The sequence below is a fragment of the Halobellus rufus genome, assembly GCF_000739575.1.
GTDB classification, from domain to species: domain Archaea; phylum Halobacteriota; class Halobacteria; order Halobacteriales; family Haloferacaceae; genus Haloquadratum; species Haloquadratum rufum.
Map to the genome: position 1 here is coordinate 1 of NZ_BBJO01000044.1, position 26894 is coordinate 26894.

At 61.9% G+C, this 26894-nt stretch carries 13 protein-coding genes and 1 pseudogene; 11 read left to right on the forward strand and 3 right to left on the reverse strand.

The genetic code is table 11. The features are described from left to right. Nucleotides 1-39 precede the first annotated feature (39 nt). Nucleotides 40-1359: an RNA-guided endonuclease InsQ/TnpB family protein gene (locus ACP99_RS16015; RefSeq protein WP_049987560.1), complete on the reverse strand. Its 1320-nt coding sequence runs from the start codon at nucleotides 1357-1359 to the stop codon at nucleotides 40-42. A gap of 310 nt (nucleotides 1360-1669) precedes the next feature. On the opposite strand from ACP99_RS16015, the gene ACP99_RS16020 reads away from it, so the two are divergent. Beyond that, nucleotides 1670-2128 carry a hypothetical protein gene (locus ACP99_RS16020; RefSeq protein WP_123623000.1) on the forward strand — a complete coding sequence of 153 codons (459 nt, stop codon included), beginning with the start codon at nucleotides 1670-1672 and terminating at the stop codon, nucleotides 2126-2128. Between the two features lie 96 nt (nucleotides 2129-2224). Here the strand turns inward: ACP99_RS16020 and ACP99_RS16025 are convergent, their stop codons facing one another. Beyond that, the gene (locus tag ACP99_RS16025; RefSeq protein ID WP_049987562.1) at nucleotides 2225-3553 is read right to left on the reverse strand and encodes a M48 family metallopeptidase; all 1329 of its coding nucleotides are present in this window, start codon (nucleotides 3551-3553) and stop codon (nucleotides 2225-2227) included. 853 nt (nucleotides 3554-4406) lie between these two features. On the opposite strand from ACP99_RS16025, the gene ACP99_RS16030 reads away from it, so the two are divergent. The 8 genes and pseudogenes from ACP99_RS16030 (at nucleotide 4407) to ACP99_RS16060 (ending at nucleotide 21835) form a co-directional block, all read left to right on the forward strand. Next, the gene (locus tag ACP99_RS16030; protein ID WP_156105776.1) at nucleotides 4407-11903 is read left to right on the forward strand and encodes a hypothetical protein; all 7497 of its coding nucleotides are present in this window, start codon (nucleotides 4407-4409) and stop codon (nucleotides 11901-11903) included. Between the two features lie 3133 nt (nucleotides 11904-15036). Continuing rightward, nucleotides 15037-16395, forward strand: coding sequence for a hypothetical protein (locus ACP99_RS16035; RefSeq protein WP_049987564.1), 1359 nt, complete (start codon nucleotides 15037-15039; stop codon nucleotides 16393-16395). 409 nt (nucleotides 16396-16804) lie between these two features. Continuing rightward, nucleotides 16805-17431 carry a hypothetical protein gene (locus tag ACP99_RS16040; RefSeq protein ID WP_049987565.1) on the forward strand — a complete coding sequence of 209 codons (627 nt, stop codon included), beginning with the start codon at nucleotides 16805-16807 and terminating at the stop codon, nucleotides 17429-17431. Nucleotides 17432-17678: 247 nt separating this feature from the next. After that, nucleotides 17679-18590, forward strand: a pseudogene (locus tag ACP99_RS16045) (replication factor A); the annotation flags it as partial. Beyond that, the gene (locus tag ACP99_RS20190) at nucleotides 18570-19244 is read left to right on the forward strand and encodes an RPA family protein (RefSeq protein WP_394324871.1); all 675 of its coding nucleotides are present in this window, start codon (nucleotides 18570-18572) and stop codon (nucleotides 19242-19244) included. The pseudogene ACP99_RS16045 and the gene ACP99_RS20190, both read left to right, overlap by 21 nt. Nucleotides 19245-19757: 513 nt before the next feature. Continuing rightward, nucleotides 19758-20249 carry a hypothetical protein gene (locus tag ACP99_RS16050; RefSeq protein ID WP_049987566.1) on the forward strand — a complete coding sequence of 164 codons (492 nt, stop codon included), beginning with the start codon at nucleotides 19758-19760 and terminating at the stop codon, nucleotides 20247-20249. A 76-nt stretch (nucleotides 20250-20325) separates the two neighbouring features. After that, nucleotides 20326-20700 (forward strand): hypothetical protein, encoded by a 375-nt coding sequence (locus ACP99_RS16055; RefSeq protein WP_049987567.1) that lies wholly within the window; start codon nucleotides 20326-20328, stop codon nucleotides 20698-20700. 403 nt (nucleotides 20701-21103) lie between these two features. Further along, nucleotides 21104-21835, forward strand: a complete 732-nt coding sequence (locus ACP99_RS16060) for a DNA polymerase sliding clamp (protein WP_049987581.1) — start codon at nucleotides 21104-21106, stop codon at nucleotides 21833-21835. Here the strand turns inward: ACP99_RS16060 and ACP99_RS16065 are convergent. Then, entirely contained in the window at nucleotides 21823-22644 is an 822-nt protein-coding gene (locus tag ACP99_RS16065) for a hypothetical protein (RefSeq protein WP_049987568.1), read from the reverse strand. The two genes, ACP99_RS16060 and ACP99_RS16065, sit on opposite strands and share 13 nt — an antisense overlap. Nucleotides 22645-22666: 22 nt before the next feature. Here ACP99_RS16065 and ACP99_RS16070 point away from each other — a divergent pair, with 22 nt between their 5' ends. Continuing rightward, nucleotides 22667-25189: a DEAD/DEAH box helicase gene (locus ACP99_RS16070; RefSeq protein WP_049987569.1), complete on the forward strand. Its 2523-nt coding sequence runs from the start codon at nucleotides 22667-22669 to the stop codon at nucleotides 25187-25189. A 139-nt stretch (nucleotides 25190-25328) separates the two neighbouring features. Next, the gene (locus ACP99_RS16075; protein WP_049987570.1) at nucleotides 25329-26831 is read left to right on the forward strand and encodes a hypothetical protein; all 1503 of its coding nucleotides are present in this window, start codon (nucleotides 25329-25331) and stop codon (nucleotides 26829-26831) included. Nucleotides 26832-26894 lie beyond the last annotated feature (63 nt).

Sequence of the window (26894 nt, forward strand, 5' to 3'; positions counted from 1 at the left end):
CCGCCTTCAGGCGGAGGAATCCCGACCGCAGTTGGGATATTACGGTTTGCAGTCTACCACTTGTTCCTGCGGTTGGAATCCGCTGGACAAGTCATAAAGGTAGACTGCGGGCTGTGCCAACCAGCCGGTACTCCTATCCCCACCCAAATCGGGTGCAGACTCGGAGTTACTTGTACTGTCGTTGATGTCGAGACGGATGTTCTCCGCCCCGTTCACGTCCGCGTTGAACGCCGCATCACACTTCTCGCATACGTACAGGCCGCGCTCAACACGCTGACTCTCATCTTCTCTCCCACAAACGCAACACGTCTTGCTTGTGTCACGCTCTGACACCTCTACGACCTCGATACCCTCAACCTTCGCCTTGTATTCGAGAATCGAGGTGAAGCGGTCGAATGCCCACCCGTGTAGGTCGAGGTTGCCGTGCCGACCCCAGTTCTTCGAGTCGCCGTTCTCGTCCTCGCGGACGCCTTCCAAGTCCCCGACATGGATACGGCCAACACCCTTCTCGATACATCGTTGGACGATGTGTTTGGCGAGACTGTGGAAGAAATGGGTGCGGCGCTCAGACCACTTCGCGTGGAGACGTGTGGCTCGTTCACCACCGCTGTCGTCGCACTTGGCGATCTCCTTCGGGAAGTAGTAGCCGTCCTGTTTCAGGCGGTTTCCGGGATACAGGTCGGCGTCATCGGTGCTATACGCGACAGCAGCGAAGTTACTAATGCCGAGGTCGATGCCCGCTGTCTCGTTGCCGGGAGCGGTGGGCGTCTCGATTTCGTCTTTGCAGACGAGGTGGAGCTCCCACCGCTCGTTCTGCTGGTCGTAGACGGCGCGGACTTGTTGCAGGTTTTCAACGGTGACGCCGGGCCGGGTTTCGTATTCGACAAGGATGTATTCCCACGCTCGGGGGTGTTCCTTGTGGTTCGCACCCTTGGAGAGGCGGACACGGTTGTTCTTGGTGTCGTGGCGGATGCCATTTTGCTTCCACGTCACAGTGGAACGTGGGTGTTCTTCGTGGACGCGGTTGCCGTGGTCGTCGTAGTAGTTGCGTTTGCGGTATCCGGGCGGATTGTCCCTGTCGTCATCACTGGAGTACCACGAGTTGAAGGCTTCAGCGAGTTCCTCTAGAACCCGCTGACTGGACTGTGAGTGTAGTCCTTTGTATTTTGGATGCGTCTTCAACTCGTCTTTCAACTCCTCGTGGTCGGGTATCTCACCCGCCTCCTCCCAGACTTCTCGGGAGTGATAGTTCGCAACGTTCCAGAGTTTGCTGGCACTCCACCCGTGTCGGTCGAGCGACTCCGCTACCTGTGCGTGGTTGCGGATTGTCGCCTGATGGGTGCGGTGGACTTCCAGCATCGTGAAACGCCTGTATAATCGCTTATACTTAATCCTTTTATAAAGGTTGGGTTTGAGAACAGTCCTGTCGGAGTCGGTGGAATGGGTCACTGAGTGACGGCGCGTATCCACGGCCTGAAGGCCGTGGTATTGCGCCTGTTCAACATATAATACTCTTCCATTCTCTTCTCGCTTCGTCTACCTTGCCTCTCGTCATTTCTCACCTCCCCTGTAGTCCACCAGCACAGTCGGAGAGAGCGGGTTTTCGCCTGTTCCCCCCGGTGGAGTTAAGTGTTAGACCAGCATGGTTCAAACTAACCGGGAGACAGATATGACCAGCGTACTCCTCGGTGTCCAGCTCGTAGCTTTTGCCATCGCGGATGCCCTCCCTGGTGGCCTACGCGGGCTTGGACTCCTCACGGCTGCCCGCGCACAGTTCGCGACGATAAAAGCCGACCTGATGGCTCAGGCCGCGCCGATTTGGACTCGGCAGATGAGTGTGATCTTGCAGGCAGACTGTCCAGATGGGACTGAGGTTAGCTCAAATGAAGTCATCCAGTCCATCCACAACATCAACGACTTCATCTTCCTCCTTGGGTGGACGCTCGTGCCCGGAGGATTCGTCCTCGGAGGTATCCTCTACTTCTACGGCTGGAACCAGTCTTGGAAAAAGCGGGGCCTCCGGCTGATGGTTGGCGCGGTCGCGATCGCCGGCGTCATCCTTCTTTGGGGCGCTATCGCTAACCTCATCCAGTGGGCGACCGGCGGCACTTGTGCGCCCACCACGTAACGGCGTTGAGTCGATTATTGGCGCTGGCAGACTGCCGCCTTGCCGTCCCCATCTTCTCGGCATCATCAGTAACTACAACCTGTGACCACGCTCTTGTTAAGGCGAGCTGTCACACCCCTGTCGCTCTCGGAGTACCGCAATCCTGTCCTCGACTGAGGGGTGCACTCGAAGGAACCACTCGATAACAAACGGAGCCCCCCATGGAAGGGACGACGTCTCCGTCTTTTTCGAACTCTCCCTCGCTCGGAGATCGGCAACCGACTGCAATGCGGTTATCGCGGTCTCACTTCCCACCCGTTGTCGTTCGTATTCGTCGGCAGCCAACTCAGCTCGGCGAACCCACCGTACGAGGCCGAACCGGAACCCGAACGCGAGAATGCCCATCACCACACCGAGTGTCTGCATCGATGGCGAAACAACCGCGAGTATCCCACCGACACCACCGAAGAAAATCAATCCGGCCCCAGCAGCGAGGCGAAGATGTCCAAGAACGTGATGCCCGTGCTCGTGGTGGAGGATTGCGCGGAGTGATTCTGGCGAAATACTGTCATCTTCGAGGAGGGTCTCGCCAACGAAGACCCGGCGAAAGGGCCAGACACCCGCCGCCATCGCCGTCGAACGAAGCCCCACCGTGGCAACCCAAATCGACGTGTGGGGGTCAGCATCGATCTCCTCTGGTACGATCGCTGCGTATTCTTCAGGTGTGAGCGGCCGCGCCATATTCAGAAACGGCAAGAGCGTGAGTGCGAAGAACAGGTAGGTGAACGTGAGCGCCCAGGTCACCGGCATTCTGAGCTCAGATGGAATCGGCAGCGCCGTCCACGGTGCTACAACTAATATAAAGAGTCCACCAACGACCAACGCAACCCGGAGAGCGTGATCGTGGCGCGCCTCCGGCGTCTCAAGATGACTTGTCGTCTCTCTCCAAAACATCGAGATGAACGGCGCACCTGTCACCGCCAAACACCCGAAATAGCTTGCAAGGATGAGCATCGGAAAGAGTCCTTTGACGACGACATTCGGTGAGGGCATCGGGTATTCTGGCGTTAGTCTAACAAAGAACATCCAGACCAGAGTGATGAATCCGCCACTGACGATAGACCCCCCTAAGAACAGCACGAAGAAGTTGTTCAGGTGATCTGGAAGCCAAGAGATCCACCTGAAGCCTTCGGCCACTTCATATTTTTCCGAGATGATTTGATCCGCGTTTTCCGATGGTTTTGTGGACGTCGATGCCTCTTCGCGGTTCAACCTATACTCATCGTAACGGTTTACCACAGCACCGATCTGCCAGCCAAGTCCCACTGCGATAAGCATCGGGACCGTCACCCCGACGAAGAGCAGCGCTGTCGCCGATGTAACCCCAAACACGAATCTGACCAGAACATAACTGAAGCCCGCCACTATGGGGGCAGTAAGAAACACACCCAGCCCCCACCAGACCAACGTATCGACCGGCGAAGGTAGCCACGCAAGCGACGAACGAGCCTCGGATAGGACTCGTCGCCACCGTGGACAGGGGCTTGAGTCGCCATTCGAGGGCATCTTTTACCGTAGATCATGCTACCTGAACCCAAAAATTGTCCGGGGGCTCCAGTCCCTCGACCCACAACTGGCTATGAAAACGATTGCTTAGGAGACACCGCGCCTCGACTGAGCGAGCAATCAATCGGCCCAAAACTCCCGAATAGTATTTTACGCTGAGCAGATGAAATATCTGTAGAGGCCACTACTGGCTATGCCGACGCTCCCAGCCTTCACTCGAGCTTGGCTCTCGCCGGCCCCGCTCACCGATGACCATACCCAGTCGCCGCCCGATACAAGGACAGATCGCACTTCGCCTCCGTCGCGGTCGGTAGAGCCGACCCAGACGTCTCGGTCCCCTCGCTCAGGCCGCCCGAGGAACCGACGTCCCCTCTACGGTGTTCTGTTGACCCTCTGCGTCATCGGTATCCTACTCACGGCGGCCACTGGCCCAGCTATCGCAGCACACCCCGCTGACTCCACGAGTACCACAGAGAGCCAGAACCTCTCTTCTACTTCGCTGCAATCCACGAATGCAACCTCGCCGTGCCAAATTCAAAACAATAACTCGTACGGATGGACGGAACACTACGCGTGTATCCAAGTTCATCTCTACCAGCAGGATCAGGATCTCTCGATCTTCCCAGAAGACGCAACACAGGCCCGGGAAGCTGCGAAGAACGGAGAGTCGGCTGAAACCATCGAGGATTGGCTCTTCCGATACTATCGTACGGAGCAATACCCCGACTGGTGGATGCCGTCAGAGGAACAGATTGAGCAAACCCCGAAGCTCAAGCTCTATCCACTCACGAACGAAACAGTTCACGAGTACGAGACCGCTCAATCTCTCTCCGTGTTTCCGGAGGACGCACGAGCCGTCCGGTTCGCGGCAACTCATAACGCAACGGTGAACGAACTCCGGATGGCCCTCCTCAACTACTACGCCGTTCAGTGGGATCAGGGCTGGCGGCCGGACTCAGAATCATCCACGACCACCACAGCCAACACATCCGCAGGAGGCGGCTCAAACGGAGGAGAATCGGAGGCTACCGCCGAGTCGAGTTCAAGCCCCGCTTGGTATGCTCCGTACCTTAGTGGGATCGTCGACGCCGCAAATCAATTTCGTGGATGGATGAGTGGAGTGCAGGAGTTTATCGGTGGGCTCCTCATTTGGAGCTTCAAGAATCCCATTATCGCAGGGATTGTCATCTTCACGTCTCTCGTCGTGTTCCTCCTTCTCGGAGTCGCACGGCGGATGCGGCGGACGTGGACGGCGATGCTTGCGGTCTGGTCTCGATTCGTCCGCGCGATCGTCTGGGTGGCCGACACTATTGGCATCGGAACGATCCGGCGAACACAAATCAAATTCTTCCGATTCCGTCGCACCCTCAACGTCTATGCTCACGCGTTCGCAGCGATGACTGGCTGGGCAATCCGCGAAGGGTTTCACCGTGTCGACCGTACGATCACAGACTACGTCACCGACGAAGACTCCCGCACGTGGTCGTATATCGCACCACCCGCTCACGCACGCGCCAGTAGCGCAGCTGATGCCGCCGTCTCGGAGACAACGTATGCGAAGAGCAAGCGCCTCCTTGATCCTCTCGATGCACCAGCCGTGTACGAACTCGATGAGGATGAACCACCGCGACCAGGAGACGACCTCTGGTACCGCATTACGGCCTCCGATCAACCGGCCTCACCGGAGACAATCACTAAACAGATCGAAGGTCTACCCAATCTCACTGACGGGCTGGAAGTCATCATCCGATCGGCACCTCATGACCCCGAGATCGGAGGAGAAGAAAGCGAGCTTCAAACTACTGAAGGCGATGGCACCCGACTCGCAATCGAGGTTCTAATCCACTTCATCGAGGACGGCCAGACGAGCACGCTCGACCGGACGAAGCACAACTGGGTACGACAAGCCTTCGGTGGTCCCGACTACGACGTCACGCCCGTCTCGACGACGCTCCAGCGACTCCTCCGCGCCCGGCCGTACCGGCGGTGCAAGCATCTTCTCGGGAATGATGCGCCCCCATCAGCGACGTTCCCTTGGAATAACGCGCAATCATCGGACGCCGCGACAGACGGTGGGCGGACTATCGGCGAGGACACGCCCACACCGAGCGAACGCGCAGCTGCAGCCGAGGCGATTCCTCAACGGTACTTCCGAGAGCATCTTGAGGATCAGTTCACTGCGGTCTGCCCGGAAGCGCCCGTGAGCTATCCACTCGGCTCCCGAGGAACCCGCCGCTGGGACTTCCTCCAGCGACTCAACGTCTTCGACGAAACCGCTGCCGAAGAAGCCCCTCCGATGGAAGCCGCTCTCGATGCCCTCCTTGAGACCGACGAACCCGCACTTCTCCGTGCCCGGATTACATCCGCAGGCGACCTTAGTGATCTCATTCGGCAGAAACTCGACGTCATCGAGGGTGAGGAAAGTACCCAGTTCGACAAACGAACGAATCGCCGTGGGCGTAGCCGTGCGACACCAAGCTCAGGAGAGAATACCACCGAGGAAGATCGGGCTGCTGCTCGAGAACGAGAGAGTAGTCGGGTCCGTGGGGAAGTCGCGAGCGCGGAAGGGACACGGAACGAAGAACTCCAGAATAAGGGTGTAACTCGGAGTTTCAAAGTCACGATGGATGTCTTCACCCAACCCACACCCTTCTTGAACGATGCTCTCGAAGAGACTGCTGGAGGGTCAGTTGAACCCTCCTCAGAGGCCCACCCCGTCCCCTCCCCCCTCTTCCATTCAGATGGGGACTCCACCTCTGCCTCGACAAATACGGCGAGTGACGGGGGCGTCTTCACCGAAGAACAGCCCGACCTCAACGAGATAGACAGTACTGCCGATCTATCTGGCTCCGACGCCGACATTGAGACCTTAGCGAGTCGTGGTGACACTCTTCGAGTGACTCCCGAGACGCTTGCCGAAGCCGCAGCCAGCCAGCGGACTACGGCTCGCGACGACGCCTGGCGGCTCGCAAAAACGTGGGCGACTGCTGCTGACGGCGAGTTCAACAAGCTCACTGAACCACCAGAGAACAGCCGCCTCGCAAAGTGGGCACGGCAGTTTGGATGGCGGAGACATACGCTCGGACAGCTCCGTGACTCGTACCGTTTCCACCGCGCTCAGGAGTATGCTGGTAGGGCACCCACATTCGGCCTACACTACTCTCTCCGTCGCCGCTGGCCGATCGTCCTCGCCGCCGCCGACGAACTCCCTTCGTTCACAGCACTCCCGAGTACCAGCGCTGTCTCGGACGACCTCGCAGCCCATATGGAACGCCAACTCTCCCACACAGCCCCACTCTCTGAACTCTCTCCTGCCGAGGACAACGAAATCATCGGTACGGACATTGACGGGGCCACGCTCGGCTATGCGTTCGATCGTCTCCACGCTCGCGACCTCGCTCGTCCCGTCAAACATCGCACGGACTATATGGACCGGTCGATCCTCCACCAAGGGCTCCCCGGCTCCGGGAAGTCTGTCGACCAAGCTCACGAGATCGTCGAGCGTCGGAAGGCCACGAACGGCCCCATCATCATCTACGCCGGCCCTGGCGCAAACGTCGGTGAACTCGCTGTGCGCGGTCTCTTGGATGAATTCGGCGAAGACTGGGTGCGCGAGCACGTCCACTGGTTCGATATGCCCGAGGTCCTCCCCGGACTAACGGTCTTCGACACACGACCCGCCCAACAGGCTGACGACGCCCACGGCAACCCCGAGGCCGCAGAGAGCGTCGCGACCGAAAACATCTCTCCCCAGCGCCCTGATATCGCTTCCAACGACACCAGGTGGGAGACACACGGCTCACAGGTTATGCAGACTGTCCGGAAGATAGCCGAACTTCTGATGGGTGAGAGCGATTTCCAGAACGCCCGCGTGTCCCGTGATGTCCTTCGAGCCCTTGGAACAGCCGGTTTCTCACCGCACACATACCCGACAGGCGTCGACGGCACGCCTGCGTACCAGCGGAACGGTAGCGACACCAGCAGTAACACACTCCCAACTGCTGACGACCTCGTGAGCGGCGAAAGTCACTCCAATGATGGAAATGAGGACGATTCAAGATCGCGCCAACCGACTGTGATGCCGTTCCGCTGGGGATACGACGCCAGCCCGTACGTCTACCCTCTCTGGCAGCTCCAAGAGCAGACCCAGCAGGTCACCGAACTGACGAGGTTGATGGACCCGGACATCCCGATCAACCCCAAGGAAATACTGCCTGATCCGGGCTCGCACGCAATCAAGCGGAATATGGAGACGCCGTTTAACAACCAACAGCACACCGCCCAGCAGATCCTCGGCGGTGTCACTAACCGTCTGAACGCGCTTACGACGGACGCCCGTCTCGCACCCCTCTTCAATAACACGACCCGGCGGTTCTCCTTCGCCGACTTCCTTTCTGGCGACCGCCAGAACGACGTCCTCGTTTTCGACGTCGAGGACCTTGACCCGGATGCCCAGCGTGACTTCGTCCTTACACACGAACTCCTAATGCAGTACGAACTCGAACTCTACAAGTCCTTCCTCAAAGAGGAGGCAACTGCGGACGATTACTACGTCAGCGTCTTCATCGACGAGGCCGGCCGCCTCGTCGAGCCGGATGACCTTGCAAAGATGATCGCCGTCGCCCGCAACCACTCTGTCTCCCTCTCACTTGCCGTCCAGACGCCCGACCAGCTCTTCGACGCCGACACCGACAACAGTGTTGGCGACGACCCGACGTACGCCGAGATCATCGGTAATATTCAGACGACCGTCGTGCGTGCCGGTGAAATCACGCGTCAGCAGGCAAAGGCGCTTTGTCCGGCCGACCTCGAGGTCGAGGCCTTCATGGATCACGTCCGCGATCTCCCCGTCGACCACCGGCTCGTCCAGTATCCGACACCTTCCGAAGGAACACGGTCTCAGACCATCGAAATCGCCCGCATTCCCCTTCCGAACTGGCATCAGGATGCCGAGGAAGCCCCCGAAGGATACGATTCTCGCGAAGATTTCGAGGAGGCCTTCCGAGAGGTTCGCGCCGATGTCATCGACCAGACGAACGAAGAGTACGGAATCCCCGACGACGAGTCAGAATCGGCTGTCCGTAACCGGGCGATTCTCAACATCCCCGAACTCGCCCACCATCTCACAATAGACGACCCACTCCTTCCGGTTGTCCTCGCGTGGGCGACTTGGATAGTCGCTCGTGACCCACCCAACGGGCCCGGTGAAGAAACTCTGCACAGCGTCTCCAACACCGACAGCAAGCTCCCTGACCTCGAAGACCCAGTTGAACCAAATAATGATTCGACGATAGAGGACTCCCCGGCTGAGGAAGTCAGCGCGATAGATGTCCTATCGGACGATGCAGGACCCGATGAATACACAGCTGAATCGGTATCTACCAGTCGCGAGAACGATTCTCCATCCACTACGAGCGAGCAGCCAGATACGCTGTTCGACTCAGGTGGGTGGGCTCGCGACCAGTGGGATGAGGCGAAGACCGAGCTCACCCAATCCAATACCGAGCGCCAGACTCCTCCCTCGGCCGCTGAGAGCTCAGGCCCTGCGTCCAGTCTTCATCACGTCCTGAAGGGCAGTATGACGACTGACGAGTGGGAGGAGCTTACCGACCTCCTCGAGAAGGGGAAGTCGCTTTCCCCAGAAGAATGGGCGATTCACACCGACCTCCCGACGTACCGGAAAGACGAGGAATCCATCCAAGCCCGTGCGCTCAACAGCCGTGTCGCGACTCTCCTCAACCAAGGTATCCTCACCGAGGATGAAGTGGCCCGGATTCAGGAACTCATCGATCTCGCACGGGATACCGGGAACTGGCCACCGACTGCGGTTCGTGATCGTCTCGACACGGAGTCCGAAACTGCGCCAGCAGACAAATCGTCTCCCGAACAGCAAAGCGCCACTGTGGATAACGAGAGTGTGTCCGCGGCGATCGAACGCCGCCGGACCAGTGAGAGAAATTCTGTTGGGATCGACCCGTTCGATGGGGAGGAACCACGACCCGGAACGTACCGCTGGGTGCGCCTTGACGAGATGTACCGCCGGCTTCGCCTCGAAGTCGAGAAAGTCCTCGCCACAGAGTGCCTCAACGAGGGAGAACGTAATCGTCGCCGCGATGCCCTCCCCTCGCTCAAGGCGTGCGCCGATGAGATCGAGGCGTTAGGCACCATTATGACCCATCGGGGCGTCGCTGGCGACACTCCCATCCCGGAAACAGACGGTATCTTCGAGATTGAACTCGCGAAGCACCGTGACGACGTCCCCGGCGACGAGGGCTACGCCATTCGGTTGACTCCCGAGGGTGCTCGTCTCCTTCTCGAAAACGTGTTTTCGACTGGCTGGGTCGCAACCGCTGGGACCGATACTCACGATACCGGCCTTCGAGACGCTATGACGGCACTCGAAGACGCAGTCCCCACCCGAGTCAGTGGCCGGATCATCGACCAAGACACCGGGGACATCCCGGACGCCGTCCTCACAGTCTTCGCCAGCGAGCCTACGGAGTGCTTCGCTGACGACATCATCTCATGCACAGTCGAAGAGGAGACCGACCCACGTCGACACCCCACGAAGAAACTCCGTAACCTCAAGAAGGCGCTTAACACTACTACGAAGAGTGGCGAATGTCGCCTCCCCATCTTCGTCGCCGAAACGCCGTGGGACGAAGACGCGGGGTGCCCCGACCTTGGACCTGCAACCGCATTATCGAACATCCTCCGTGATCCGATGAACACTCAGTGGTCGGGTCGCCGGTTCTACTCGCAATCGAACACGCCAATCGAATTCGACGGCGGCGCCCGCGACGGCGGTGTCACCGCTGTCGTCCCCCGATCGATCGAAGAGGGCGCAGGCACATCAATCTGGATTCGCGACCCGGACCCCGACTCGAACGATTGCCTCCTCGTCGACCCGACTGCCGACGACATCGGCCACCCCGACGACGAGGATATTCACCTCCGTATCGCCCCCGGTGACTTCCAGAACCTCACTCCCTCGAGCATCCCGTACCGGGCTACCTGTCCCCCGGGAAGTGCAAACGAGTCAGCTCGCTACATCGTTGAGACTCCGGGAAGCGAGCAGACGTACAAGTACGAGACGGAAGAGCGGTTCCGTGAGGATTGGGTCCGCGTCAACAAGCCATTCGTACCCGACATCAAGTTCCGGCACCCGGACTATCCGGAAACCGCATATGCCATCCTCGTCCGATACGAGCTGCCCCGCGCCGGCGACGACGCACAGGCACGTATTGCCTGGTTCGATCATCGGACCTCGGGCGACGAGGAGATGGGGACGCTTCGGCCCGTCGAGGACCTCATCGAAGCGATTCAGACGGGCGAACTCAAGCCGGCGTCCGCTGGCCCTGGAACGGCACCCGAGAGGACTCACGAAGATGAAGTCTCGACCGACGAAGCACAAGACTCTGAAGTGGATGAGGAAGACACTGGCGCGTCATCATCGACGGACGAGGCACCAGACGAATCCACTCCCGAGCCATCCGACAACAAGGACGAAGAGCTTGACGGCGATGATACTGACACAACGCAGTCCGAGGAGGGAGAGACAGACGATACTTCCGAACCACTCCAGGATGAGGGGAAAGCAGCTACCGCCGCGTTCCTCGCGGCTTACCTCCGTCCTGCACCGAACAACGTCGTGGACGTGGATATCGCCTTCGACCGTTGTCAGGAATTCGCGAGCACGCACAACCTCGTCTCACCAGAATCAGAGGACGAGTTCGCAGAAACGATCGATTCCCTCTTCGATGCGTTCGACACGGACACCGGAATCGACGGAGACCTCTTCGACATCGATCGCGACGTCATCAGTGCCCTCGAAGAGGGATTCAATATCGTCTCAACGTCAGGTGGAAACGAAGACAGCACTCGAACCGTTATATTGGGTGTGAAGATGGTTGATCCCACAGAAGAAGACACGTCGTTCTTGACGGAAGCAGCGCCCGAGCAGTCGGCAGGTGGTGCGGCGTTCATTGCGAACCAGCTCACGTCCGACCCTGACGGAGCGCTTCCGAGTTCGGAAACCTATGACGAATACGTCGACACCGTCACCGACTGGGGATTCGAGTCTCTCCCTGACCGAGGTTCGAGTGTGACGTTCAAACGGTTCCTCCAAATCTGGGGTGCGGTGCTGTTCGGCGTCTCGGTCGAACGGAAACGCCGGCGGATCGACGGGTCGCCTACGCGGTGCTATACGCACCTCGAGTGGCGCGAGTAGCCTCTTGATTTTCTCTCTCAGTCTACCGCCTCGATCTCCCGTCTAATACTATGAACTCAAACTGATATTTCCGATAATTTCCCTTCTGACGGTGTCCCTTAATCCTCGATTTTCTAGAACTATTACTGAATAGCATATTTTGGAGAAACCACCGGACGGAACGGTAATACAATACTGGAACGGTAAATCTGAACGCGAATCTCTGAGGACTCACAAAATCACCATATAGCGTCGGGATGGTATACTGGAACGTCAATCATTAGCATACACTCCCGAAAAGACCGGATCCTTTTGCAAACTGGAACACCGTGCAGTCTTGCAGTTTTCACCGGAAACCTGGACACATCTACGCACCACCACACACCAGCATCTCGATAAACTGGAACGCCTCGCAGTCTTGCGATTTCGGGCCTATAGTCAACTCCGTGCTCAGAACACCCTTCGAGCGACTTTCCGCACTCTCGAAACTGGAACGCTACGCAGTCTAGTGATTATCCCCGGCTATTGAGAAACTGGAACACCCCCTTTCCCACTAGTATAGAGGGGGCAGATTCGTGTGAAAGGGGGTACCGATGTGTTCCGGCGAGCGGGTACCTGGCAGCGGGTACAGGCTGGCCCCCTGGGCGGTCGTCGAAGACGAGTGTCTGATGCGTATCAGATTGTGGAGAAATCGGTAGCCGAAGCAGAGGTGAATAGCCGTTGTGTGTCGCGTGGAGAGCGCGGCCTGTCGTAACGTAGGAGCTGGTGGGTGGCGTCGAGGTGTAGCATCGAGCGCGCGTGGGGAACATACGACTTTGCGTACGAGCGAGTGGGAGTGGATGGTCGTGTCGCGGTGGTGCCTACACTGAGGTCTGCTGGCTATCGCACGGGGAGGTCAGGGTGCGTATCTCAAACAGGCTAGGGACGTGCTGCGTATCGCGGCTCTCGCCTCGTGGTTCGTTCTCAGCGTGAGGACCGGGCACGGTGACGTCGACTTCGCGAGGGGCTGTCGGCTGTACTCGAGGCGGGGGTCGCGCCGTCGTGAGACGCCGTGGGCTGTCGATAGAGCATAGTGGTGTGGCCTCGGCGGCCGAGTGGTCGCTGTCGCCACCGCGTTCCGGCGTGACGGCCGTCGGCTCGCTGCTCTGGCGCGTATGGATGCCCAATCGGTGTGTCTCGAGAAGGGTGCCGCGCGCGTCGGGGTCGCGCGCGCTTTGGATCGAGACCGCCGCGACGAGCAGAGCTCGTCGGACGGTCTCCGTGGGTGAATTAGGACCGCGTCGTAGCGGCGGCTGATTTCCGGGACCTGCTCCACACGCTCTGGCCGCTGACGGCGGGCCACGATTTCGGGGAATCGCGTAGCTTTCCCCGAAATCGGCCGCCTCACCGGCCAGTCCGTGGGAGCCGATGTCGTCCACTCACCCGCCGAAGTCCGCGGATTGCGCGGTCACGAGACACCGACGCGAACCGGACCCTACCCGCGAGCGCAACCCGCTCGCGGGTCCCTTCCAGTCCGCGACGGCGCCTCGTAACACCGCTCATCGAGCGGATTCGGCGGCCTCGGGAGACATCGGGTCGTGCTACGACCAGGTTTCCTCACTCGGTCGGCCCCCTTGCGCTGGCGCGTGCAGTAGCGCGCGCCGCGCACTCACCGGGAGGGGCCGCCGGAGCCACCAGCGATTTCCGCGGACCCTACCCGCCCCCACCGGGGCGGGTCCCTTCCACGGAAATCGGGCGCCTCTGTCGGCCTCCCGGCGAGTCGGGGCGAAGCCGGGCACGGGGCCTGCCGAGCCGAAGGCACGGGAGATCGCGTCGCTCACTCCGTTCGCCTGAGTCATACGTCGCCAGCACGCTGAACCGGACCGGGTCACGATTTCGCGCGATACCTTCCCGCGCTCGCAAGCTCGCGCGGGCCCCTTCCACACGAAATCGACCGGTTCAGCGCGCGGCGACGCACGACTCAGCCCGGCCATATGCGGCCGATTCATCTGCGTTCACCGACCCGCACCCGGACCTCGATTCCGGCAGACACTACCCGCCTTCGGCGGGTCCCTTCTCCCGGAATCGGCCGTGCGCGGCTGGTTCACGTTGTTCATCGGCCGCATCTGCCGGGTTCGCGACTCCCGTACCTCGACGGGCAGGGCCCCGCACCGGGCTTCGTTCTGGCGGTACGGGCCACCCGCCAGAAGCCGCCGAGCAAAAATTAATTTCTTTCCTCTTAAGCGTCCACGGGACGGGCGGGGGAAGCCGCCGTGCCGTTCCTGACCTGGCACGATCTCAGCGGACCCTACCCGCGCTCACACGTTCGCGCGGGTCCCTTCCACTGACATCGGCCAGCTCACGACGGCAGCCGGCTCCCCTGCCGGTACCCGACGGCGCTCGCGCTATCACACACGCGCGAGCGCCGTCGTTCCGACAAACTCGAGGCCCTGACGCGGGCCGCGATTCCGCGGAGATACTTCCCGCGCTTCGCGCGGGCCCCTTCTCCACGGAATCGGCCGCCTCAGTACCTCTCGCCGTGTCGGAAGGAACGCTTAAGAGGAAACCATCCCCCCCACTTGTCGGATATGAACTGCACGTCTTGGGGAGACCACTTGCCGGATGCCTCTGGCGCGTGCATTCCCCTGATCGCGGCCGCCTTCGGCAGACACTACCCGCCTTCGGCGGGTCCCTTCTCCCGAACGCGCCCGCGTCAGGGGTGCACCCGCCGGACGCCTTCCAGCTTGTGGCGCTGGGCGCGGGCCTCGATTCCGGCAGACACTACCCGCGGCGCATCCGGTCGGTGCGCCGCGGGTCCCTTCTCCCGAAATCGGCCGCGCCAGCGGCCAAGACGCACAGTCCCTTCCAACTGTTGAGGGGGATTGAAATCATAGAGTCAGGTAGCCCGTGACAGGGCGTCGGGCCGTCGGCAGGCGGCGCCGGGCGGTCGGCGTGCGGAACGTCGGCCGCTCCGGCGCGCCCCGCGGTGGGTTTGTTCGCCCCTCCGCGGGGTGAAGGGTGTACGAATACACCCGTCGGTCGGCGGTCAGAAGACGGGCGCGATGGAGCGCGCCCGACAGGGGATCACTCCCCGGATACAGCAATGTCTAGTTTCAACTCAGGGCAAAAAAGCCCATCGGCGGTTGGACAGCCTGACAAGTACGACGAACTCGAGATGGATCTGCTCTACAGCAGTCCCCATCTGGAGAACGGCGATAACGTGGTCGGTGTGGACATCGACAAACGGCCCCCGACCCCGAACGACGAACCGGTCGAGGACAGCCAGGGGCAGGAACTTGTCCCCGGAAACTACGCGCGAGAACGCTCGGCGCGGATGGACGCGCAATACCGGGCGGCTGCCTCACAGCACGAAACGTCGGACAAGGACGACCAAGCTGACGAGACGGGGCTCCCCCACAGGCGCGAGATGACCGGCCGCGCAGGTGGCACCTACGCTGACGTTCAGGCAGTGATGCACGGCCAGCAGTTGGGCGACGTCGTCGAGGGCGATGTCGGCGAGTTGGTGCGTGGTGTCTCCACTGGGGTCTACTGGGAGCAGGCACTCGCGGAAATGGACGTCCCCGAGCCTCGACGCGACCTGCAAGCGCCGTTCGCGGAGGTGTCCCCAGAACACTACACGCTGGCGACTGAAGAGCGAATGCGCGGGGAGTTCGAGGCCGATGAGCGGAACCGCGCGAAGGCGATCGCGGCAGAGGTGGCGGGCATCAACCGGGCAGCGCGGTCGCGGGACGATATGCGGACGCGGCAGCCGATTCGCCACTCCGTCTCAGAGAGTGACGACCCGTGGGAGGGCCCGCCGGCAGAGACGGTCGGCGTCAAGCGGGTCGACCCGGCAGACGACGAACCGGTCACGACGACGTCCGTGAGTGACGCCCCTGACCCACGGGCGTCACTCGACCAGGAGACGCTCGCTCAGGTGAACAAGGGTGCCGCGCGACTGGCCGAGCACTTCCAAGGCGAAGCAGCGATGTCCAGAGCGACGTTCGGGAAGTGCATCGCCCGGCACATCCAGGACGGGTCGGACGTGATGAACGCGACGATCGCCGTCAAGGAGACACTCGAGCGGATGTTCGAGATCAAGCAGCCCATCGGGTCGATCGATCCCTACGAGCAGTGGGAGACGACGGTCGAGGCGGAGGTGACCACGCTGTGGACGCCGAAGCATCGGTCGCAGTACCAGGTGGGACTGGTGCAAGACGAGGCCGGCGACACGGCGAAGTTCACGGTCTGGTTCGCGGCGGGTGACAAGCCGACGCTCGCGGTGGGCGACCGGATTCGGGCGGAGCGGGTGCGTGTCAACGCCTACAAGGGTGATGCGACCCTGGCAGTCGTCGGTGATACGGACCTCACCATCCTCGACCGGGGTGACGGCCCGATGACGCGGCGGAAGCGGCAGTCGGATGATCCGACAATCGCTCCGTGGTCGGCCGATAGCGACCAGCACGCGTGGATCAACCACATCGATATGGAGCGGGCGATCGAGGTCACGCTCGGACGGCGGGACGACGAGTAGGCCATCGCTCGGCCGCTTTTTTGCGTGTGCCGCGAGTAGTCCTCAGGTAGGCATCGCAACCGGCTGGTTAGTGTGTGGCTCCCGGCACCCACTACCCACCGCCCCGCCCACCGCTCCGTGCTCGCGACGCGAGCGTCGCTGCGCGCGCAGCCACAACCTCGACAGCACCGCGTGGCCCGTGGGGGCGCTCGGCGACGCCATCACCCGTGGCGACCGACGTGAGTTTGTCCCTCCCAACAGGGGGTGAGGTGACTTCACAGATGTCCAGCGCAGCAGCTCCCCGTGAGCGATCGCGACCGCGTCAAGCACAGCTGTCCGACTTCCGTCGGCGACCCCGCGAACCGGGGCTCTACGAGCCACCGACGATCGAGGACGACGACTGGTGGCCTGGGAAGGCAGGTGAAGATCGATGACCGAACGGACGCTTCGCATCGAACGGGCGGTCAACGAGCTGATGAACGACCTTCCGGCTGACGTCGCGTCCGAGGACATCGTCGACGAGCATATGCAGCGACTCGTCGCGGACTACGGCCTCTCTGTCGATCGCGCACAGACAGCCACCCGGCAGTACCTCACCACGTCCCGCGAGGGAGTGGCGGAGTACCTCGTCACTCACCTCGCTCGGACGACTGAGACGCCGCCGACCCGTGATGCGGTTGTCAAGGATCTCGAATTCCTCGCCAACTGGAGTGTCCCTCTCGAGGACGCCTCTGCTGTCGTCCGCCGGAAGTACGACCCCGCGGCCCCGGCCGATCCCGACTCTGCCCCCGACTCGGCAACGGGCGTTCCAACGGGTGCAACCGATGCTGAGGTCGCGGCCGCGATCCCCAGTCTCGACGACCACGAGTGGTCGTCCACCCCCGACCGCGCCGACCCTGGCCCCGACGACTCAGATATCCTCGACGCCGATTCACGGGAGACAGATGACGGCACCGCCGCCCCTACCTACAGACGCATTTGGAGGACACGGATCGTCGCCCGTCTCGCCTCGACGGTCCGCACCGCCCGCCGGAGGCTGGCCGCGCATCGCCTCTGACCGACCACCGAACGCACCGCACGCAGTTTATCTCCCCGCGGGGGGTGAAGGGGAAATCACGACTATGCAGACGCCGAGCCGAAGCCCGGCGCGCGTGGCGACACCCACCACCCGCGTTCTCGTCGCAACGGCGGTTTATTTCCCCCGAATTGGGTGCAGGGGCGTGAGCAGAAAGGCGCGCGATGCGTCGACCTGCCTCGAGACGTCCCACAAGCCGATTCCAGAATGCGAATCGGAGTGACCAACGATGGCAGTAGCTAATTCCATTCCCGACGAAGCGGCAGAGCTCGCTGACCAATTTCCGGACGAAGTCGACGTAGACGAAGCGGAGATCGCCGAGCGATTCTCGATGCTCGTCGACGAGTACCGTGTCCCGAAGGACGAGGCCGTCCGCACCACGCGGAACTACTTCCTCGACGCGTACGGACTCGAGTACGACGACCTAGACGGTCAGAGTGGCTCCAGCGGCCCGGCCGACGAACGCGAGATCGCGACCGTCGAAGGCCCGAACGAGTGGCTCTCGGTCACGGCGAAGGTCGTCCAACTCTGGGACAACGACGTCGACTCCATCGCTCAGGTCGGCCTCATCGGTGACGAGACCGGCACCATCAAGGTGACCGTGTGGGAGTCCGCCGACGCACCAACCATCGAGGAAGATGGCGTGTATCGGTTCGAGAACGTCGTCTCCGACGAGTACCAAGGCCGACTCAGCGTACAGGTCAACTCCGCGTCGGACGTCGTCCCCGTCGACGACGAGGACGCCGACGACCTCGAAGTCGGCTCGACCGATGTCGAGGCTGCTGGCGCAGTCGTGGCTGTCCAGCCCGGAAGCGGCCTCGTCAAGCGATGTCCCGCCGAGGACTGCACGCGCGTTCTCCAGAACGGGCGCTGTTCCGAACACGGCGAGGTCGACGGCGAGTTCGATCTCCGCGTGAAGGCGGTCATCGACGACGGCCAGACGGCCTACGACGTCCTCTTCAATCAGGATGCCACCGAGGATCTCACTGGCATCACCATCGAGGAGGCCAAGCAGATGGCGATGGACGCTCTCGACACGAGCGTCGTCGCCGATGCCGTCGAGGAGGAGATCCTCGGACACTCCTACACGGTCTCCGGGCCAGTCATCGGCAACTACCTCGTGGTCAACGACTGCGAGGAGGGCAACACTCTCTCCGAAGACGCTGTCTCGCCCGGCAGCGCAGCGAACGGTGACCGCGAGGTCGCCAAGCGCGTCTTCGCCGAGGAGTTCAATAACGCAACGAGCACCTTCACCGAATCCGACGAAGACCGTGCGCCTGTGTACTCGCTGCTACCGTCGGGTGAGAAAGCCAATCGCGTCTTCGTGGTCGGAACGCTGACCGAGACGACGGACGTCGGCAACGACTCTGAGTACTGGCAGGCCCGCATCGTGGGCCCGACCGGGACGTTCTTCGCCTACGCTGGGCAGTATCAGCCCGAGGCCGCCAGCGTCCTGCGGAACGCGGAAGCCCCGGCGTACGTCGCAGTGGTCGGCAAGGCGCGCACCTACGAGACCGACGACGGTGACGTCAACGTCTCTATCCGCCCCGAGTCGATCAGCATCGTCGACGGTGAGGCTCGGGACGCGTGGGTCGCGGAAACCGCCGAGCAGACGAAGGCACGGCTCGAGGCGTTCGACCCCAACGACCCTGCTGAGGACGATGACGAGCGCAACTACGATGCGATGGCGATCGACCTCTACGACCCTGATCTCGACGCCTACAAGGCGATGGTCAGAAACGCTCTCGACGACCTCGAGGCCGGCGAGATCAACGAAGGAGAGGACGACGAGTAGAGCGCGCAGCGCACTCCCCGCTGACGCTGTCTCTCCCTCCGTCGACCGACTCGTCTCACGCACTTCCGCATCCACGCCTCGGGGGTTTCTCCCCGGCAAGATTTTTTTGCATACGTTCCCGACCCCACCCCGCGCTCCCTACCCACCGCTCCGTGCTCGCGACGCGAGCGTCGCTGCGCGCGCAGCCACAACCTCGACCGCTGTTCAACCCACCGCGTTCCGAGGGATAACGGCCTGAACCCAGGGCCATACGGTGGTTTGTTTCCTCAATGTGAGGTGTGGCGATCAACGATGATGTTCCACGATCCAGAAGCACCACTGTTCGACGAAGACGATCCTTGGGACGACTTCCAGCTCCGGACGACAGACCGCCGCCTCGATATCTCTTATAACCGGAAGACGGGCGAGCACTTCACTGTCGAACGCCCCACGGCGCGCGTTCCACCGACATCCGGTCGTTCGTGACCCGAGGCGGCGTTTTTACCACCCAATGGGGGTGGAGGTTCGAGATTGATGTCCACGCAGCCACCGAGTCAAGCAGGCACGCGAGTCGAAAATCCAGCCACGAACACCGAGTTCCGACTCGTAACGACGCTCGATGAGCACGCTGAATGCGCGGCGCCGAGCTGCCACCGGTCGCCGACGACGAGTGACGACCTCTCGCTCACCCTCGGTGCGGAGCTGGACGGGATGGCTGCCGACTACGGCGACGTCGCGTTCTGTGCGCTCGAATGCGCGCGAGCGTTTGTCGACCTCGGCACACTCTGGGAACTGGACCCCCTCGAAGCAACCGGGACCGAAGTCGCCATCCACTCGGGCTCACCCTTCGTCGCGCACGTCTACCTCGATAACTACCCGGACCCCGTGCACAGCGCGCTCGGTCACGATGTCGAAGCGGCTGTCGACGCCGCGAGCAACTGGCTCGTCGACGAAGCGCAGACCCTTGCATCCGTCGACGAGGAAGAATCGATCGAAGACTACTCGATCTCCGTCGGGTCCCTCTAACGCCCCCGGGACCCGTCCGCTCGCGTACTGGACAGTCAGTAGTTTGTTCTCCCCCGCTGAAAGTGAGGGATTTCCTATGACCGACAATCGTGACGGACAGTCCCCGAATCAGCACTCGGATGACCCCACGCTCGCCGATGAAGAGTACGACCCCCTCGCGGAGTACAAACCGTACGCCGTCACTTCGCCGAGCTCGGATGGCGTTGCTCATCACGTGCATACGACTCGTCGTCCGGACTGGAAGCCGGGGCAGCCGTGCCCGCACTGTGGGTCGAGACTGATCGTGTCCTCCTTCATCGGGACGGAAATTGCGCGGCATCGTGGCGGCAAAGTCACGCCGCTCGGCGGAGGTGACCGGCTAGGCGCCGTCGAGTATCAGTGCGCGGACTGCGAGACTGTCCTCTACAAGGACGCCCCGTTCGATCTCTGGACGACGCTCCACTTGGACTGACCGTAGAGACTACGATGCCTCCACCAAGGACTCACGGGTCCGTCCAGTACGGCCGTTTTTCGCACTCCACGGGAGATGTAAGTCCGAGTGAGACGCCCCACACCAGCCTCAAGAACAGTCTACTCGCGTCTACCGACAACCACGACGACCCCAACGACCACAATCCATCACACCTATGGCAGAATCCACACCCGAATCACCCAACGGTACCGACACCGACCCAGCTGAAGAGCCCGACATCGACATCGAGGCCGATACTGAGGTTGACGCCTCTGACACGGAGGCCGAAGCCCCCGACGCTGACGGGACGGAAGTCGAGAAAGCAGATGACGCTGAGACCGAAAATGACGGTAGCGATGAGGAGTCGCCGTCCGACTCCCGCCCACCCCAGGCGTTCTCAGCGATCATCGAGGCTGACCGCCTCGACCAGACGATCACCACGCTTAGCGTCCTCGTCGACGAATCCCGTGTCCACCTGAACGATCTCGGCCTTCGCCTCGCCGCTGTCGATCCCGCGAACGTCGCGATGGACGAGACGAACATCACCGAAACCGCCTTCGAGTCTTACCAAGCCGATGGTGGCGTCCTCGGCGTCGACCTCACCAAGCTCGCCGACGTCGTCGGTATGGCTGATAACGACGACCTCATCCAGATGTCGCTCGACCCGGAGACCCGCAAGCTCCTCATTGAGTTCGGCGGTCTCGAGTACACGCTCGCACTCCTCGACCCCGACACGATCCGCCAAGAGCCCGACATCCCCGACCTCGACCTCCCAGCACGCGTCGTCCTCGAAGGTCGCGACATCGACCGTGCTGTTCGGGCCGCCGATATGGTCTCCGACCACGTCGAACTCATCGTCGATCCCGACGACGAGGCCTTCCGCGTCCACGCCGAAGGCGATACCGACGATGTCGACCTCGAACTCAGTCGCGAAGACCTCATCGACCTTGAGATCGGCGCTGCCGACTCGCTCTTCTCGCTGGACTACCTCAAGGATCTCAACAAGGCGATCCCGAAGGACGCCGAAGTCGAAGTCCTCCTCGGCGAGGACTTCCCCGCGAAGTTCAACTACGAGTACGCCGACGGCGCCGCCACTGTCACCCAGATGCTCGCCCCCCGGATTCAAAGTGACTGATGTCTCCAGAATCCATGACGTCCGATTCGACTCCACCACTCGATCCTGAACTCGAAACGAACGCCGAACAGACTGGCCTCGATGATTCCCAGCTCGTTGAGGGTGAAGCCGTCGTCGACCTCAACATCTCCGATGACGTCGCCTACGACGTCGACGATCTCGGCGACGGCCGCATCGCCATCCAGTACTGGGAAGCTGACCCCTGATCCCCGCTCTCGAACCGCCGTGCCCGACTGCACCCTTGAGGTTAAATGTCCGGGCAACGCACTTTCGTCTGATTGCCCGTGAAACCCTCTGCTGCTGCCCCCGCTGGTCAGATCCTCGCGTACAGTTGCCCCCGTTGTGAGCACAAGGGGATCTACTACTACACCGATCTCGTCCTCTACGACGACGATCGCGATCCTGGTGAGGACAGCATCCTCCCCGAGCACGCTCCCGCCGTTCCCGGTAGCGCGATCGACGCCGATGCTGACGCCATCGTCTGCCCGAACGAGTCGTGCGGACTCGTGCAGTTCCGCCATATCGCGTTCGAGCTCCTCCCCCCCGACGGCCGTGCGCGCTCGTCGCTCGACGCCGACGGACGACGAGACAAGTGCGCTCGTCGAGGCCACTCCGTAGTCGGTCTCGAGAACACCTCGCTCCGCTCGTCGAGGCATCGTCACCCGGAAGAGCCACCACAGATCTCCGGCGTCCCCGCACGGCATTTCTCTCCCTCCACTGGTGGTGAAGGAAGTTATGACGAAGGAGTCACCACCGTCAGAGTCGGACGTGTCGCGTGCCGGCTCGAAGAGTCGCTCCAGGACGAACACCGACGCGGCTGTCCCCCAGCACGTGGAGCTCGAAGCGGGGACACGCGCCTTCGATGGATCGGCCGGCAAGCGCCCCTCGATTCGCGATACTGTCGACTGGCTCGCCGAGAACGAGGCCACCGTCGGCGGAAGGCTCGTGAATCACCGAGTGATGACAGGGCAGTCCGCGCAGACTACGGACGTCCCCCTGCGCCCGGAGCTCTCGGACGCGATCCACGAGAAGGGCATCGATCAAGTCTATGACCATCAGGCGGAAGCGATTCGGCACGCTCGACTCCACAAACACGTCACCCTCGCGACCCCGACCGGGTCGGGGAAATCACTCCCGTATTCGATTCTCGCCGCCGAGCGCGCCCTCGTCGACGACGCCCGCACTCTCTATATCGCGCCGACACGCGCTCTCATCAACAACCAAGCCGACGATCTCTACGACTTCCTCCAGAACGTCGACCCCAGTCTTGACGCAGGCCGCTACACGGGCGGGCTCTCTCGACACCAGAAACGCCGCGTCCGCGAGCGGCAACCGCACGTTCTCGCGACGACGCCTGATATGATCAACTACTCCATCCTCCCATTTGCCCACAAACTCTGGGGCTGGTTTCTCTCCAACCTGGACCTAATCGTCATCGACGAACAACACCAGTACCGCGGCGTCTTTGGTAGTCACGTCGGCGTCGTCCTTCGACGACTCCGCCGGCTCGCGAAGACCTTCGACGCTGACCCGACGATCGTCGCCTGCTCAGCCACCATCGACAATCCTCGCCAACACACTGTCCAGCTGACCGGCGTCGACCCAGCCGACGTCCACGTTGTCGACCAGGACACGAGCGCCGGCGGCTCGACCCACTGGCTCTTCTGGCAGCCGCCACGCGGCCAGCAGGGACAAGCGCGATCGACACACCGGACGACCGCACGCCTCGCAGCTGCGCTCGTCGAACGCGGTCTCCAGACGATCGTCTTCACGCGGAGTCGACAAGCGGCCGAACAGTACGCTCAGGTCACCGCTCGCCGCCTCCAGCGTGACGGCTACCCTGGCCTCGCCGACGACGTGGCCGCCTATCAGGCCGCCCTCTCGGACGAGCGGCGAGAAGAACTTGAAGCCGGGTTGCACTCCGGCGACATCCGCGTCGTCTGGAGTACGAACGCCCTTGAGGTCGGCGTCAACATCGGGAACCTCGACGCCGTCCTCGTCGACGGCTACCCGGGAACACGGATGGAGCTCTTCCAGCAAGCCGGCCGCGCCGGCCGGGGGACCGACCCGAGCATCGTCGGCCTCGTCGGCGGCGCCGACCCTCTCGACCAGTACGCACTCGACCACCCGGACGATCTCCTTGACGGCAGCGTCGAATCCGTTGAATGCAACCCCCAAAACCCACGTGTCGTTACCGAACACCTCCCGGCAGCCGCCGCCGAAGCCCCCCTTACCACCGACGACAACACTTGGTTTGGCGATGATCTCCCGAAGTACGTCTCAGCACTTACCGACGCCGGCGTCCTCGACCGCTCGCTCACCTCGACGGATGTCACGTGGACGTACGTCCCCAACGGGGGACCGCCGCCGAGCCAGCACGTTTCCCTCCGGTCGATCAACTCGCGCTCGCTCCGTATCGTTGTGATACCGGACAACCAGTCCTCCCCGGACATTCCCGCGAGTAACGATCTCGACGTCCTCGGTGAACTTCCACTCGCCTCCGGCCTTCGCGATGCCCACCCCGGCGCGATCTACTTCCATCAAGGCCAGCGGTACCGCGTCATCGACGTCGATCTCGATCCGGAAACCCCGCCGGGAGCATCCGGCTCCGCCTCGCCAATCGCGTGGGTCGAGCCTACAAACGCGACCTACACGACCAGCGCGGTCACAGACCGCACGCTCACGCTCCAAGACGCCGACGAGACACGCGGCCTCCCCGGCACAGCCGACCCCAAGGTCGCGACCGATGGCGGTGCCGCGAGCGCCGACACAGCACTCCCCGCCGTCCAGCTCACCGAGTTGACCGTCAGCGAAACCGTCGTCAGCTACTACACCCACCAGTCCGGGAGCTTGAATGGACCTGTTCCGATCGAGACCGACCTTCCGGAAACCGAACTCTCCTCGGATGGTCTCGTCATCACCATCCCGCCCGCCATTCGGGATGCCTTCACCGAGGAGCGTCCCAACGCCGACGACCCCGACGCGACATCGCCGTCCTTCGAGGGTAGCCTCTACGCCCTCACGAATGCACTGCTGGGCGTCCTTCCAGCGACCGTCCTCTGCGACCGCAGTGATATGCGCGGGCTCGCAATTTCGCGTCTCGACACAATCGGACATCCCACGATTGTCCTCTACGACAACCATCCTGGTGGCGTCGGCCTTGCTCGTCGCGTCTTCCAGCATCTCGAGGATGCCCTCGAATTCGCACGGACTCGCGTTGCCGACTGCGGATGTGACGAGGGGTGCCCGGCCTGTATCCACCACCCTCACGACGCCTCGAGCAACCAGACGCTCGACAAGGTCGGCGCGCGCCTCCTTGCGGATCTCCTCCTCGACGATACGCACGCGGCCTGACCACTGCATCATCTCCCCTTCGCTACACCCTCCCATGGACTAAAGTCAGAGAACTGCATATATTCTGGCGAGTTGACTGCTTATGGCGAGCGATCTCCCCGCCCCACCGACCGAGTCAGGCGTCTATCCCGAGGACCGTATGAAGGTCTCACGATGGCTGACCTGGAAGGAAGCCGATGACGGCCGCAAGATTCCCCGCGCACCCTACCACAACTCAAACCAGCCAGATCGGTACGTCTCCGCGCAGGACCCAACCATCTGGACGGACTTCGAGACCGCAGCAGAGTGGGCGGATAAACTCCCCCATCACCAACTTGCGTATGTTATTCCCGACCGCAACGACTTCGAGACCGACCTCGTCGTCATCGACTACGACGACACCCGCGACCCCGACACGGGTGAAATCCATCCCCTCGTCCATGATCACCTTGCTGACGCCGATTCCTACGCCGATGTCTCTCCGTCTGGAACAGGTGTTCACATCCTCTGCCGCGGTCAGCTCCCCGAGCGCGTCAAGACCATCTCTGACGACCTCTCCGAACACGAGGCCTTTCCCGGGGCGTCGATCGAGGTCTACGAGTCCGCGCGTTTCATCACGATGACCGGTAGACACATCGCCGGTACACCCACCGAGACGCGCGACTGCCGGACCTTCCTTGATGGGCTCGTCGAGGACTATGCGACCGTCTCCGCAGCGACCCCCGACGAAGTCGCCTTTGAACCGGATACCACTCGCGAGGACATCGAAGACGTCGAGACCACGAGCGACATTCAGGACGTCTTTGACGCCATCCAGCACGTCCGACCGAGAGACATCAGCCTCCGCTCGACTGTCACTGAGGAGCGCGCTGACGGTACGCAGTCACTGGATCCATCCTGGGCGAACTCTTCGTCTGGCACGCGCCTCGCACAGCTCGATGAAGGCTGGGTGTACCGCGATGGTCTCATCGGCCTCGACGCTCTCCAAGTCGTCGCCCTTGAGGAAGGCATCATTACTGACGAACGAGATTATCCCTCTGGGGAGGACTTCTGGGAGGCCGTCGACGAGCTTCGTGCTCGCGGCGCGCACATCCCCGAGTACGAGGAGGACAAGTCGGAGGCCGCCCCATCGGCAAGCGACTGGTCGCCTGCTCCCGACTCTGCCCCCGACTACACTCCTGACCGCGACGCCGACGCCCAGGCGACGGGCAGTTCATCACCGACCGACCTGGGGTCATCCCACAGCAGCGGTCGGACGCGTGGCCGCGATTCTCCCCGACGCGGCGAGGGCGCAGAATCACTCTACAAGGCAGAAATCGACCGTCTTGAAGCCGAACTCGAAGCTCGAGAGGAGCGGATAGACGAACTCGAAGCCGAACTCGATGAGCGAACAAAGAAACTTCGGCGTATCCACGTCCGTAACTCCCAACTCGAAGACGCCCTCGAGAACGACGCCGAAGTCCAAGTCCGTGCCCTCGACACTGACACGCTCGTCGACATCCTGGATGAACAAACGCTCGTCGCGATCGTTGAGTATGTCGCCGACACCCACGCTGACGAGGATGGCAATCTCGAGTTCTCCACAGCCGACGACTCGGGTGGGCGTCTCGACCGTCTCAAGTCCTTCCTTCGCTCGGACTCCTCGTCCTCAACTTCCCGCTGAGCACCTGGTGATTTTCACTCGGTATCCGGGGTGTCCCCCCTATCCTACACCCACGTCTACCGC